Raw genomic sequence first — 15106 nt, 5'->3', positions numbered from 1 at the left:
TTTTATGAAAACTCTCGATAACCAAAGGTTGTTACAATATTAGGGATTAGGGGGGAGCGCAAATATTGGAAATGAGGGTGTTAGTTTGCACTTGCTTAAAAGCGCAAAGATAGTGGTGTATAATAATTAATTTACCATTCTCAGGTGACTGTCGTGAACTGGATGTGGGAGTGTTGAAAAATATTTTTTTAAACAAGCGTGTGAATTGGCAACGCAAATATATTCTGTTTGGGGCGTTTTGTCTTTCGTGAGGAGCGAGATCTCATTAAAGAATGCAATAAACAAAAGCGTGAAGCAATGCGCAATCTTCATTCTTTTTAAAATATTGCTGTGGATGTTTTTGAAAATCGTAAAGATGAATTAAAAGGGGAGGATAAAGATGGAAACTGGTTTATACCCTTAAAACTTCATATCCTTTCAAAATTAGGTTGTCTTCTCGTTTCAGAGATTACACGCAATAGAGCTATGCAATATGTTTGCCCCTATTTGACAATACAAAAACTAAAATAAAACAGCTGATAAAGCGCTAAATTGTTTTTAGTCTTTGCTTCAAACATGTTGCACTACTGGAATTAGGTGTTGGTTTACAGGTAACAATAAAAGTACAGGCTTTGTTCGTATGCTGTATTTTATAAGGGGAAGCATTTTTAAGAATTGGAATTATAGAGGGATGGGCGCAGTAAAACATCTTTTAGAAATTTTCCTGTATAGGAAGCGGGAATTTTAATAATGTCTTCAGGGCGTCCAATTGCAACGATTTCTCCACCGCGATCTCCACCTTCTGGTCCTAAATCAATAATCCAGTCGGCTGTTTTTATAACATCAAGATTATGTTCAATGACGATGACTGTGTTGCCTTGTTCGACCAGTTCGTGAAGCACTTCAAGAAGTTTGGAAATATCATGAAAATGTAAACCTGTTGTAGGTTCATCCAAAATATAGAGTGTACGTCCCGTTGTTTTACGTGAAAGCTCTTTCGCAAGTTTTACACGTTGTGCTTCTCCACCAGAAAGTGTGGTTGCTTGCTGTCCTACTTTTATGTAACCCAATCCTACTTTAATGAGAGTTTTCATTTTATTATGAATGGCTGGAACAGCTTGGAAAAATTCCTCTGCTTTTTCAATTGTCATATCCAAAATATCTGCGATAGATCGTCCTTTGAATTTTATTTCTAGTGTTTCTCGATTATAGCGTTTTCCTTTACAGACATCGCAAGTAACATAGACATCAGGTAAAAAGTGCATTTCAATTTTAATGACTCCATCACCTTGACATGCTTCGCAGCGTCCTCCTTTAACATTAAATGAAAAACGTCCTGCTTTATAACCACGGGCTTTTGATTCTGGAAGTTCGGCAAACCATTCACGAATCGGCGTAAAAGCGCCTGTATAGGTTGCGGGATTAGAGCGTGGGGTGCGTCCAATGGGGGATTGGTTGATATCAATGACTTTATCAAGAAATTCTAAGCCCTCAATTTTATCATAGCTGGCAGGAGTGTGATGAGAGCCCATGATGTGATGTGATGCTGCTTTGAAAAGCGTTTCAATAAGAAATGTTGATTTTCCTCCTCCAGAAACACCAGTTATGCATGTGAAGGTTCCAAGAGGGATGTTCGCATTGATATTTTTGAGGTTATTGCCTTTGGCGCCAATGACTTTAAGTGTTTTCGATTTTGATATTTTACGCCGTTCTGTTGGCATTCTAACAGCCATTTTTCCTGAAAGGTATTGGCCTGTGAGAGAGGCTGAATTTTCTATAATTTCCTGCGGTGTTCCTTGTGCTACGATTTCTCCACCATGAACGCCTGCGGCCGGACCCATATCGACAACATAGTCTGCCGTGAGAATAGCATCTTCATCATGTTCAACGACAATAACTGTATTGCCAAGATTGCGCAAATGGCGCAGCATTTCCAAAAGGCGTTCATTATCGCGTTGGTGTAAACCGATGGATGGTTCATCTAAAATGTAAAGGACGCCTGTAAGACCAGAACCAATCTGGGATGCTAATCGAATACGTTGGCTTTCTCCCCCTGAAAGCGTTCCTGAATTGCGAGACAAGGTAAGATATTCCAATCCTACATGATTTAAAAAAGTTAAGCGTTCACGAATTTCTTTTAAAATACGTACAGCGATATTACGTTGTTTTTCTGTGAGATATTGATGAATATTGGCAAACCAATCATCTGCTTGTGAGATGGAAAAATCTGATATTTGCCCAATATGCATCCCGTGGATTTTTACAGCGAGTGCCTCTGGTTTTAAACGATAGCCGTGACAAGCTGGGCAGGGCGAAGAAGACATATAACGTTCGATTTCTTCACGGGACCAAGCAGAATCTGTTTCTTTCCAGCGTCTCTCCATATTAGGGATGATTCCTTCAAAAGATTGAGTTGTTTTATGCAAACCAGAATCATTTTTATAGATAAAAGAAATTTCATTTTTTTTTGTACCGTAGAGAATAGCTTGTTGTGCTTCATCGGAGAGTTCACACCATTGATTTGTGAGTTTGAAACCGTAAGCTTTTCCTAATGCTTCTAAGGTTTGGCTATAGTAAAGTGAATCTAATTTAGCCCAAGGAGCAATGGCTCCATTCTTTAGGGTAAGATTTTTATTGGGCACAATTTTCAGTGGATCCATTGTCTTTTTGATGCCCAGTCCATCGCAGAGAGGACAGGCACCAAAAGGATTATTGAACGAAAAAAGGCGTGGTTCAATTTCAGGGATAGAGAAACCAGATATAGGGCAAGAAAACTTTTCTGAAAAAATGAGCCGTTTGTGTGTATCATTTTTTGATTTATGAGCAGATTCCTTTGTCGTTTCTTTTGGTGTCAAGGGGTGATCTGTCATTTCAGCAATGGCAAGTCCATTGGCTAGCTGTAAACAGGTTTCTATACTATCAGCTAAACGAGAGGTGATATCCTTTTGTACAACAATGCGGTCTACCACAACGTCGATGTCATGTTTATACTTTTTATCAAGAGGTGGAATGTCAGGGATTTCATAAAACTTGCCATCAACTTTAGCGCGTTGAAATCCTCTTTTTAAGAGTTCTGTTAGCTCTTTTTTATATTCTCCCTTTCGTCCTCGTACCAAGGGTGCCATAATAAAAATTCGCGTTCCTTCTGGTAAGGACATAATTTGATCCACCATTTGGCTTACCGTTTGGCTTTCAATAGGAAGTCCTGTTGCAGGAGAATGAGGAATACCAATACGGGCAAAGAGAAGGCGCATGTAGTCGTGGATTTCAGTAACGGTGCCTACTGTTGAACGGGGATTGCGGCTCGTTGTTTTTTGTTCAATGGAGATGGCTGGGGAAAGTCCGTCTATGCGGTCGACATCGGGTTTTTGCATGACTTCCAGAAATTGGCGTGCATAGGCCGAAAGGCTTTCGACATAGCGACGTTGTCCTTCAGCGTAAATTGTATCAAAAGCTAAAGATGATTTACCTGATCCAGAAAGTCCTGTTATAACAATGAGTTTGTCACGAGGCAGATCGAGATCAATATTTTTAAGGTTATGCTCACGTGCACCGCGAATAGAGATATATTTTTGATGTGTCATATTTTATCCTTGGCATATGTGACAAAAATTGAGCATCTAAAATGGAATAAAACTGTTTTTTTAGAATTACAATGTGTTTAACTGCTTTAATGCAGAAAGAAGGAATAAGTTTTGTGAAAAGAAAAATACAAATGAGCAGCTTTTTATTCTCTGGTGGTGGAATAAACTATGCGTTTTTATCATCTTTTGTTATAATTAATGGATACAATATTGGGAAAGGATAGCAATATCCATATTGGAGGTCAATTGTAGACATATAAATTGAAGGTCAAGATGGTTGTAACTGTTATACAACAAATATTGTACGATTTAAAATTTTGGAGTTTATGCGATGGCTGGTAGCCTTAATAAAGTTATTTTGATTGGTAATCTCGGGGCAGATCCTGAAATCCGCCGTTTGAATTCTGGTGATCAAGTGGCAAATCTACGTATTGCTACTTCAGAAAGTTGGCGTGATCGGAATACAAATGAGCGAAAAGAACGTACTGAATGGCATAGTATTGTTATTTTTAATGAAAACCTTGTCAAAGTTGTAGAGCAATATTTAAAAAAGGGGAGCAAAATTTATATTGAGGGGCAGTTGCAGACACGGAAATGGCAAGATCAAAATGGAAATGACCGTTATACAACAGAGGTTGTTTTGCAAAAATACCGTGGTGAATTACAAATGCTTGATGGGCGGGGAGCAGCGGGTGGAGAGCAGGGAGCAAGTCAAGGGGGGAGTTACAGTGGTGACTTTGCTAATAGTAGTTCAAATCAAAGAAATACTTTTGGTCAAAATAATAACCAATTAGGAGAAAGTTTTTCACACAAATTAGATGATGATGTCCCTTTTTAAGAGGCTTTAAAGTTGCAGTATTATGATTGCTTTATGGTTTGTTTGTTTTAGATTTTTGAAGTTTAGCAAAGTGAAAACTATTCATTGTTATTGGTAATTTTTAATAGAAATTAATAACATCTTGAAAAATATTGTTAAATTTCTTTTTTGTTATGGGAGAGAAATTAGCATTTTTGTGTATTTTTCGATATAAACCGATATAAATAAAGTGAAATGATTCTTTTTTGAAAGTTTTGAAATTGTGACCGATCTTACTCCACACCCAGAACGTGATGTGCTGACCGGTATTGAACCAATCAGTATTATTGATGAAATGCAACGCTCCTATCTCGATTATGCGATGAGCGTGATTGTTTCGCGTGCACTTCCCGATGTTCGTGATGGTCTTAAGCCTGTTCATAGACGTATCCTTCATGCTATGAACGAGATGGGGCTTTCTTTCAATAAGCCGTATCGTAAATCTGCTGGTGTCGTTGGTGAGGTTATGGGAAAATTCCATCCTCATGGTGATGCTTCAATTTATGATGCTTTGGTGCGTATGGCGCAGGACTTCTCTTTGAGAAATCCATTGATTGATGGTCAGGGGAATTTTGGTTCCGTTGATGGTGATCCACCTGCAGCTATGCGCTATACTGAGTGTCGTTTAGAAAAAGTTTCAGAAGAACTTTTAGCTGATATTGATAAAGATACTGTTGATTTTCAGGATAATTACGATGGGCGTGAACGTGAACCGGTTGTCTTGCCAGCACGTTTCCCTAATCTTTTGGTCAATGGGTCAGGGGGGATTGCTGTGGGAATGGCAACCAATATTCCTCCCCATAATCTTGGTGAAGTCGTTGATGGTTGTATCGCTTTGATTGATAATCCTGATATCACACTCGATAAAATAATTGAAATTATTCCTGGTCCGGATTTTCCTACAGGGGGTATTATCCTTGGCCACTCTGGTGTTCGTTCAGCTTATGAAACAGGGCGTGGCTCAATCATTATGCGTGCTAAAGTTGAGATCGAAGAAATTCGCAGTGGTCGACAAGCAATTATTGTGAGTGAGATCCCTTATCAAGTTAATAAGGCCACAATGATTGAGAAAATGGCCGAATTGGTGCGCGATAAACGCATTGAGGGAATCTCTGATTTGCGTGACGAATCGGATCGTGATGGATATCGCGTTGTTATTGAGTTGAAAAAAGATGTTGTTGCGGAAGTTGTTTTAAACCAATTATATCGTTATACGCCACTGCAAACTTCCTTTGGTTGTAATATGGTTGCTTTGAATGGGGGAAAACCCGAACAGATGACGTTGCTTGATATGCTTCGTGCATTTGTTTCTTTTCGGGAAGAAGTTGTTAGTCGGCGAACAAAATATCTTTTGCGTAAAGCACGTGAGCGGGCCCATGTTTTGGTTGGTCTTGCCCTTGCTGTTGCCAATATTGATGAAATTATAGCGCTTATTCGCAAAGCTCCTGATCCACAGACAGCACGTACACAATTAATGGAACGACGCTGGCCAGCGATGGATGTTGCACCTTTGATTAAACTTATTGATGATCTTCGCCATATTATCCACGAGGATGGTACTTATAATCTCTCTGAAGAACAGGCACGTGCTATTTTAGAATTGCGTTTGCAACGGTTGACAGCCCTTGGACGTGATGAAATCGCTGATGAATTGAATAAAATTGGTGTGGATATTGCTGATTATCTTGATATCTTAGCATCGCGCGTACGCATTATGGGTATTGTTAAGGACGAGTTGAGTGCTCTGCGTGAGGAATTTGCAACACCGCGACGTACCGTATTTGGTTTTGGTAGCGCTGAGATGGAGAGTGAAGATCTGATCGCGCCAGAGGATATGGTCGTAACGGTGAGCCATAGTGGCTATATTAAGCGCGTACCTCTTAATACCTATCGTGCGCAACGCCGTGGTGGTAAAGGGCGTTCTGGTATGTCCACGAAGGATGAGGATTTTGTAACACGGTTGTTTGTCGCCAATACGCATACACCGGTTCTTTTCTTTTCATCACGTGGGATTGTTTATAAGGAGAAAGTTTGGCGTTTACCGCTAGGTACACCGCAATCACGTGGGCGGGCTTTGATCAATATGCTTCCCTTACAACAAGGTGAACGCATTACAACAATTATGCCTTTGCCTGAAGATGAAGCAAGCTGGAGCGCATTGGATGTCATGTTTGCGACAACACGTGGAACTGTACGTCGTAATAAGTTGTCAGATTTTGTTCAGGTTAACCGTAATGGTAAAATTGCAATGAAACTTGATGAGGAAGATGAAATTCTTTCTGTTGAAACTTGTACAGAACATCACGATGTCGTTCTAACAACAGCGAATGGACAATGTATCCGTTTTCCAGTTGTTGATGTGCGTGTCTTTGCGGGGCGTAATTCTGTGGGGGTTCGTGGTATCAATTTGGCTAAAGGCGATAAAGTCATTTCGATGACAATTTTAGAGCATGTCGAGGCAACGTCCATTGAACGTTCTGCTTATATTAAACGTGTCATGAATGAACGGCGTGCTGCTGGTGCAGATGCTGATGTTGAAGATCTTGTCATTCTGGATGATGAAGATGGGGGTGTTGAAACAGAGTTAACAGATGAACGTTATGCAGAACTTCATGCACGTGAACAAATGCTTTTAACAGTGAGTGAATTTGGTTATGGTAAACGTTCTTCTTCCTATGAGTTCCGGATTTCGGGACGTGGTGGAAAAGGGATTCGTGCAACAGATCCATCTAAAACAGCTGAAATTGGTAAATTAGTAGCGGCTTTTCCGGTGAAGGCGCAAGACCAAATTATGTTGGTGTCAGATGGGGGGCAGCTTATTCGTGTCCCTGTTGAAGGAATACGTACTGCTGGGCGTTCAACTAAGGGCGTTACGATTTTTAATACAGCCGAAGGTGAAAGAGTCGTATCGGTTGAACGTATTTCTGAACCTGAAGATGATACGAGTTCATTAGATGATGAAAGTGTGAAGCATTCTGATACGATTGATATGAGCGAAGAAAAATAATTTTGAAGAGGATGGAGTGAAATCATGAAAATTGCTCTTTACGCAGGTTCATTTGATCCTCTTACAAACGGTCATCTTGATGTTTTAAAAGGGTGTTTTGTGTTAGCTGATAAGGTGGTCGTCGCTATAGGTATACAGGCTGACAAAAAAACACTCTTTAGCTTTGAAGAGCGTGTTGATTTCATTATGCAGGTAGGGAAAGACTTGTTTGGTGCAGATTCTAATCGATTGCAGGTTCTTTCATTTAATAACCTTCTCATTGATAAGGCACGTGAAGTTGGTGCTTCATTTCTCGTTCGCGGATTGCGTGATGGTACTGATCTTGATTATGAAATGCAAATGGCAGGGATGAATGGCATTCTGGCTCCTGAATTGCAAACTGTTTTTTTGCCGGCAAGTGTTTCTGGGCGTGCGATAACGTCTACATTGGTCCGTCAAATTGCCTCTATGGGAGGTGATGTGACACCATTTGTGCCGCCCAATATTGCACAAGCTTTGCGCTCGAAATTCCAGTCTTTAGAGGAGAATAAGTGTGTTTCGTAGAATTTTTGCTGTTTTGATATGTGTATTTTGTTTTTTTTCATTGTCCGCTGTCGCTGGTAATTCTAGTCCAGCGAGTGATTCAAGCCTTCTTGTTTTATCTCTCAACAACGGTGAGGTTGTTATTCGCCTGCGTCCTGATTTGGCACCAAAACATGTTGCGCAAATCAAAAAACTAACAGAGGAAGGGGCCTATAATAATGTTGTTTTTCATCGTGTAATTCCTGGCTTTATGGCACAAACTGGTGATGTAAAGTTTGGAAAAAAAGGCAGTAGAGATTTTGATCTAAAACGCGTTGGTATGGGGGGATCAAATTATCCCAATATACCGGCTGAGTTTTCAAAGCAGCCATTTAAGCGTGGTACTGTTGGGATGGCACGTTCACAAGATCCAGATTCTGCGAATTCTCAGTTCTTCATTTGTTTTGATGATGCTGCTTTTTTAAACGGTCAGTATACGGTTATTGGGGAAGTAATAAAGGGGATGGATGTTGTTGATAAAATTAAAAAAGGTACCACAAGTAATAATGGATCTGTAGAAAATCCTGATGTTATTAATGCTGCTACTTTACAAGTTGAGAAATGAATCAAGGGAGCTTTCCATATGGCTGAGAATAAAAATCCAGAGAATACTTTAATTCTTGAAACAACAAAGGGCAGAGTTGTTATTGAGCTTTTTGCTGATTTAGCACCTTGTCATGTTGCACGTATTAAAGAACTTGTCCGTGAAGGTGCTTATGATAATGTTATTTTCCATCGCGTTATTGATGGCTTTATGGCGCAGACTGGAGATGTGCAATTTGGAAAGAAGGATAGTGAAAAATTCAATTTATCACGTGCTGGTATGGGGGGGGCAGAAAAACCAAATTTAACAGCAGAGTTTTCAAATCTTTCTCATAAGCGGGGGACAGTTTCTATGGCGCGTAGTCAGAATCCAAATTCTGCTAACTCTCAGTTTTTTATTTGTTTTGCAGATGCTCCGTGGCTTGATCGTCAATATTCCATATGGGGGCAGGTTGTTGAAGGTATGGAAAATGTTGATAAAATTAAACGTGGTGAACCTGTTGCAGATCCAGATTCAATTACCAAAGCCATTATTGCTGCGGATGTAGAATAGTATAAACTATACTGATTTCAATTGTAAGTTGCTAAGAGAAAATTCTCCTATCTGATATAGGGTGGCAATCAGTGATTGCAGCTTAAATTCCTAACAGAATTCAGCTGCTATGCCTTTATTCTCTCTATCAAGTTTCTTTTAATTTATGGATTTAGAGAATTTTGTTTGCTGTATTGGGGAAAGGTTGTTGATTTGTTTGGGTATTTTCTCGAACGAAGAGACAGCCTAATTAGGTGGAAGACGTAAAGATGAAAATAAAAGGCTCATCTTACTCTCTCCTTTTAAATTCAGCTTTACTTTTTCAAAAGTATCTAAAGCAATGTCTGTTAAATAATAAAGATGACGCATTGCCTTATGCTTTGGTCCTTCTTGTTTTTTTTAATAAGAGGAACACTCATTACGTGGAATAGAGCGCTCCAAATAGAGTTGCGCATTTACGCGCTTTTTTAAAGAAACATCTCTCAGTGTATGCCAACATTCATTTAAACTCCCTCATCTTTATGCTTGTGAAGGAGCAAGCCAGTACCATCATATGCTTTTTTCAGCCTCCAATGTTATAACAAAGCCTTTGGTATGTGTAGTTTGACAGTAAGTGGGAAGAGGTGGGATTAGTTAGGAATACGTGATAATTTACTATTTTATGTATAGAATTTAGCATTAAATGTGTATTTTGTCAAAATGGATTTTAACACCTGAAATTGCCAAAAAGAGCTAAAAATAACGAAATTTGGAATTTTGGAGCAAAAATGAGAAAAGGCTTTGAAAGATCTTTGAAAATTCTTTTAAGATTTTTAAAAAGTCTGTGAAATCCCAGAAAACCGCCTTTGAAGACCCTTTGAGAGCCCCTTAAAAATCATTTAAAAAAAATAAATTGATGCAAAACCCGATGATAAGCTACAGTATGTGAGAATCTTAAAAAAATAAAAGTGCTTTTTAAAAGTGTTTTTATTTACACGTTAATCTCTCTTGTGATGTGCAAGAAAATGATTTTAGTTATTTTAACATATACAGATTTACAATAAGAGAAGCTAGCCCTTCATTCAACATATAGAAATAAATTATTATTATAAATCAATGTATTGATGCTGTTTCTAAATATTGTCGTTAATAGGATATTCTATCAAAGTTTGGCTTTTGTATCTTAATACGGTTTGTTCGCTGTAATTTGAGTATGAATAGCGCATTTTATTGTGCCTACTATTTATAGGGTTCGTCGTTTTTTACAATTGTTTTTGCGTTTCATAATAGGTGGTTCATTTTATTTTTATCCCATGTGGGTAATGATCTTACAGTTTAATTAAGGATTTTTCCTGTTAGATTGAATGAATTATTTTTTCATGCTTGTGCTTTTTAAAAAATTTTGATGAATCTATCAATGTGGATGATATAAGGTAAGGTTTTAAAATAGAGTATTACATTTGTGATGTTGGTTGTCTTGTACAATCTAGAGAGCCTTTTAACGCCATATTATACGAATATATTGCGCAAGATAATGAAAATAAAAATCATGATTTTTTTATTTGCAATTGCAATGGAGCAAAGATGTAATCTCTAGGCTTGTGTTTTATGAAGTTATATCTAAATAACTTTAGAGATAGGTTTCTTTCTAGATTAGTACATTGATTTATAATGGATAAATTATTATTTTGTCCATTGAAAGAGCGCTCTGAATATTGTAAGATTTTTTTATTTCAATTTCTCTTATATTGACTTCTTCTCCATCCTAAAGGGTGAATTTTCTACGAGTGTCGGTTTGTAAGCCATTCTTTTTTCACGGTAGGGGGCTCCTACAGATTATTCATGCGGTTAAATTAATCAAAATCATCTCTTTTGCTCGTTACAAATGAGATTGGCGTGGGGAAAAACTATTGGAAAAAAACTCCCTTTTATGAATTATCTCAAGGGCTATCTCAATGCTGTGAACGGATAAATGATAATATGCATTTGCACTTTTATTAAGCGTAAGGCTCTCGGTGTCCGATAGATGAAAATTTTTTATCTATAAAAGTGAAGAATATTGGAAGTTGTATAATATTTTCAGAATTTTCTTCTATTCGTACGAAATTATTACTTATGAAAGTACGTAAAGATGAGATTATTGAGATAATAATTTTGCAGTTCTATTAAGGCTTTAGTGTGTTAAGCGTAGGTATTTTGAGGCATGATATTTAAGGATTTTGCTATTTTTCTGGAGCTGGATTATTTCTTTATTATGGTGATTTCTTCATAACAAATGCTCTTTTATCTCGTTTAATTTTTTATGCTGGTTACAATATTAAGCGAATCAAGAATTAATTCATAAAGCTTATGACAATGCTCGTAAGGGAGATATTTTTTCTCTTTCTGTAGAGATATGCATTGATGGAATCAAGAAGACGAGAATGATGATAAAGACATTTCATTATAGAAAAATTGCTCAAGATGGATGTGCGCGTCGAGGCGAAATTATAACGGGGCGAGGATGCGTTCGTACACCCGCATTTATGCCAGTTGGGACGGCAGGAACCGTTAAAGCTATGTATATGGATCAAATACGTGATCTTGGAGCAGATATCATTTTGGGAAATACTTATCATTTAATGTTACGTCCAGGAGCTGAACGTGTTGCACGTTTGGGAGGATTACACGAATTTTCACGTTGGAGCGGACCTATTTTAACTGATTCTGGAGGCTTTCAGGTGATGTCGCTGGAGGGAATCCGTAAAATTACTGAACAAGGTGTGATTTTTCGCTCTTACATTAATGGCGCCTACTATGAAATGAGTCCAGAGCGTTCTATCGAAATTCAAGGGCTTCTTGATGCGGATATCCAGATGCAGTTGGATCAATGTATTGCATTACCTGCCACTGAAAAGGAGATGGAAGAAGCTATGGAACTTTCATTGCGGTGGGCGCAGCGTTGTAAAACAGCTTTTGGGGATCAGACAGATAAAGCATTGTTTGGGATTGTTCAAGGGGGGGATAATATGAAACTGCGTGAACGTTCTGCTCAAGCATTAAAAGAAATGGATTTAAAAGGTTATGCTATTGGAGGGCTTGCTGTTGGTGAGCCGCAGAGTGTTATGACAGCAGTGTTGGATACTACTTGTCCGATTTTGCCAGAGGATAAACCGCGCTATCTTATGGGAGTAGGGACACCTGATGATATTTTACAAAGTGTTGCTCGTGGTATTGATATGTTTGATTGTGTTATGCCGACGCGTGCAGGACGTCATGGTTTAGCTTTTACACGCTTTGGTAGAATTAATTTGCGTAATGCGCGTTATGCAGAAGATCCCCATCCTCTTGATCCACAGTCACTTTGTCCAGCAGCACGTGATTATAGTTGTGCTTATTTGCATCATTTGATCAAATCTGGTGAATCTCTTGGGGGGATGTTGTTGACTTGGAATAATCTTTTTTACTATCAACAACTTATGCAGGGAATTCGTGATGCCATTGAGGAAGGTTGTTATGCTGATTTTTGCGCTGAAACGCGTGCTTTATGGACACAAGGACGCTATTAATCCTAATATAGCACCTCATTTTTTATTGAATTTACTTTACTTTTGTATCTGAAACTTTTGCTCAAAATATCAAATTAGAAATGCCTTCCAAAATTACAAAATTGCACTATTTTAGGATATAAAAGTGCAATTTTATATGACATTGATTCTCTTTATAATTAGCATATAAAACAGAAACTGTTACTCCGGTACGCGCTACCTGATCCGGAGAAAAACAGTTTATTTCTGTTTCTGATGACTGTTTAAAGCAACAATGTTAATGAGGCGTTAGCGAACTCTTAAAGAAATATGAAAATTGTATTTTTTATACGCTATATTGTGTTTTTTATTGCTAAAGGTAAAGAATGGTTTATAGACAGTTGAACAGATAAACGCTTAGAAAATTAAGATAAAAATGAAATCAGACTACAATCTTTTAAAAATATACTTTTAAATTTTAGTTTTTTCATTTCTATAGATTAATATAAGTATTATTTAAAATATTCTTATGTAATTTTATATTAAAATATTTTAAATTATTAAGTTATAAAAATAAAAAATTTAATTACTATAATTATCATTTATAAAATATCGATAAATATATTTACAAAAACTTATCATATTACTTTTTGTTATGTTTATAGAGTTTATTCGAAAATAATCATAATATATTACATGAATATTTTAATTTACAGATGGTGCTTTAGATGAAAAACTATTTGATGTTATTTAGATGAGTGACGGGTAAATGTACCTAAAATAGAATTATTTCATAAATGTAGAATTCAAGCAATATCATCATGAGAATTTTTAGAAGATTCTAAAATAGCTCATAAAGATGGTGTAAAGTTGAGATTATAGCTTATCGATTTGGAGGATGTGCATTCTGGTAACAAAAACAAAGAAACAATAAGTTTGGGAGAAAGTTTATATTTGTTTCAAGATAATGATTGAAATATTGATCACTTGTTTGGAATGCATTATTCGACTAATTTTAGCATGAATGTATGGTATATCGTCTCAAAATAAAGGTTTCACTGAAAAAGAAGAATTTTGGAATGGTTAAAAAGAATAGACAAAGTTCATGATCTGGCAGGGTTGATAAAAATAGTTGAATATATCTGTAGCCTTTAAGCTTACAATGATTTTCTATTAAAGAATCTGACTTAAATCTTCATAAAATGCCTTATATATCGAAATGTTTATAAAATTTTATTGGGGACTATTGGGCATGCGTATAACAATGTTTTGAATTTTTGTTTGTGTGTATTACAGATATTTACAGTTAAAACTCCTATCCAGAAGTGATGATATGAAGGATTTTTATCAACAAAAGGTTCTTGCATTGGGAATTGATTCGAGAATACGGCGTTTAATAATTTTAGCTCTTGCCGTGGGGAGTTTTGCTATTGGTACTGCAGAGTTTGTCGCAATGGGGCTACTGCCAGAGATGGCACGAAGTTCCTATGTTGATATTCCTACCGCTGGTCAATATATTTCTGCTTATGCATTAGGAGTTGTGATTGGAGCACCTCTTTTAGCTGTGGCAACAGCTCAGGTATCACGCAAAACTGTTTTGATGGGATTAATGCTTTTTTATGCCTTAGCAAATATTGCTAGTGCCTTTTTTTCTGATTTTAGCATATTAGTAGTATTACGCTTTCTCAGTGGACTTCCTCATGGAATCTATTTTGGACTTGCGGCTATGGTTGCTTCTTCAATGGTAGAAATGAAAGAACGTTCTAAAGCTGTTGGATATGTTATGCTCGGCTTAACAATTGCAACCGTTTTGGGAGCACCCAGTGCTACTTGGATTGGTCAACTTATTGGTTGGCAGATTGCTTTTGTCCTTGTGGGGATAATTGCTTTATTATGTTGTTTGCTTATTTGGAATTTTTTTCCTTGTGATTCAAGTTTTCCAAAAACGAATCCTTTGCAAGAAATGGGTGCATTAAAGCAAAAGCAGGTGTGGCTTCTTTTATTGATGGTTTCGGTGGGAGCGTCAGGATTATTTTCTATTTTCACTTATATCAAGCCAACGTTAATGCATATTTCTGGTGTTTCACTTGAGTGGGTACCATTTATCATGCCGTTAGTTGGATTGGGAATGGTGGTAGGAAATCTCTTGGGGCCTAAATTGGCTGTTAAAATTGGTATTTCGCCAATGATATTTTTTTCTATGCTTTGGAGCGTATTTGTTTTTTTTGTTTTTTTCTTTTTATCCTATGCTCCGTTAACGGCAGCGATAGGATGCTTTTTTGTTGGGACTTCTTTTGCTGCTATGCCTTCTATACAAACAAAAATTATGGATGTTGCACTACAGGGACAGATTTTAGCAGGAGCATTAATGCAATCTGCTTTTAATATTGCCAATGCTCTTGGTGCAGAGTCTGGAGCATTAGTTTTAAAATTGGGCTATAGTTATGAATATACAGCTGTTTTAGGAAGTGTTCTAACTTTGTGTGGATTGATGGTTTTTTGCATCTCATGGTATATAGAGAAGCATGCTTAATATTTTTTAAATGAAGAAGGAATTTT

Annotated in this window: 8 protein-coding genes; 7 read left to right on the top strand and 1 reads right to left on the bottom strand. The window is 37.2% G+C overall.

From position 1 onward, the window contains the following. Positions 1-647: 647 nt before the first annotated feature. Positions 648-3563, bottom strand: coding sequence for an excinuclease ABC subunit UvrA (gene uvrA, locus ACFIMQ_RS03710; protein WP_375703422.1), 2916 nt, complete (start codon positions 3561-3563; stop codon positions 648-650). 331 nt (positions 3564-3894) lie between these two features. Here uvrA and ssb point away from each other — a divergent pair, with 331 nt between their 5' ends. The 7 genes from ssb (at position 3895) to ACFIMQ_RS03675 (ending at position 15080) form a co-directional block, all read left to right on the top strand. After that, complete coding sequence (gene ssb, locus ACFIMQ_RS03705) at positions 3895-4401, top strand: single-stranded DNA-binding protein (RefSeq protein ID WP_375616217.1); 507 nt, start codon at positions 3895-3897, stop codon at positions 4399-4401. A gap of 241 nt (positions 4402-4642) precedes the next feature. After that, positions 4643-7426 (top strand): DNA gyrase subunit A, encoded by a 2784-nt coding sequence (gene gyrA, locus ACFIMQ_RS03700; RefSeq protein WP_375616218.1) that lies wholly within the window; start codon positions 4643-4645, stop codon positions 7424-7426. Positions 7427-7450: 24 nt separating this feature from the next. After that, entirely contained in the window at positions 7451-7969 is a 519-nt protein-coding gene (coaD, locus tag ACFIMQ_RS03695) for a pantetheine-phosphate adenylyltransferase (protein ID WP_375616219.1), read from the top strand. Next, entirely contained in the window at positions 7959-8552 is a 594-nt protein-coding gene (locus ACFIMQ_RS03690) for a peptidylprolyl isomerase (RefSeq protein ID WP_375703421.1), read from the top strand. Before coaD ends, ACFIMQ_RS03690 begins: the two co-directional genes overlap by 11 nt. 18 nt (positions 8553-8570) lie before the next feature. Next, a complete protein-coding gene (locus ACFIMQ_RS03685) occupies positions 8571-9083 on the top strand; it encodes a peptidylprolyl isomerase (protein ID WP_375611520.1) in 513 nt (170 codons plus the stop codon). Positions 9084-11467: 2384 nt separating this feature from the next. Further along, positions 11468-12589 carry a tRNA guanosine(34) transglycosylase Tgt gene (gene tgt, locus ACFIMQ_RS03680; RefSeq protein ID WP_375703451.1) on the top strand — a complete coding sequence of 374 codons (1122 nt, stop codon included), beginning with the start codon at positions 11468-11470 and terminating at the stop codon, positions 12587-12589. A gap of 1291 nt (positions 12590-13880) precedes the next feature. Continuing rightward, complete coding sequence (locus tag ACFIMQ_RS03675) at positions 13881-15080, top strand: MFS transporter (protein ID WP_375616221.1); 1200 nt, start codon at positions 13881-13883, stop codon at positions 15078-15080. Positions 15081-15106 lie beyond the last annotated feature (26 nt).

The organism is Bartonella sp. AD13SXNS (assembly GCF_042196465.1).
Taxonomy (GTDB): Bacteria; Pseudomonadota; Alphaproteobacteria; order Rhizobiales; family Rhizobiaceae; genus Bartonella.
This window is presented reverse-complemented; position numbering and strand designations above follow the sequence as displayed.

Bases quoted from the DNA above. Each gene is read 5' to 3' on its own strand.
- uvrA (WP_375703422.1), bottom strand. From the start codon at position 3,563: ATGACACATCAAAAATATATCTCTATTCGCGGTGCACGTGAGCATAAC.
- ssb (WP_375616217.1), top strand. From the start codon at position 3,895: ATGGCTGGTAGCCTTAATAAAGTTATTTTGATTGGTAATCTCGGGGCA.
- coaD (WP_375616219.1), top strand. From the start codon at position 7,451: ATGAAAATTGCTCTTTACGCAGGTTCATTTGATCCTCTTACAAACGGT.
- ACFIMQ_RS03685 (WP_375611520.1), top strand. From the start codon at position 8,571: ATGGCTGAGAATAAAAATCCAGAGAATACTTTAATTCTTGAAACAACA.
- tgt (WP_375703451.1), top strand. From the start codon at position 11,468: ATGATAAAGACATTTCATTATAGAAAAATTGCTCAAGATGGATGTGCG.
- ACFIMQ_RS03675 (WP_375616221.1), top strand. From the start codon at position 13,881: ATGAAGGATTTTTATCAACAAAAGGTTCTTGCATTGGGAATTGATTCG.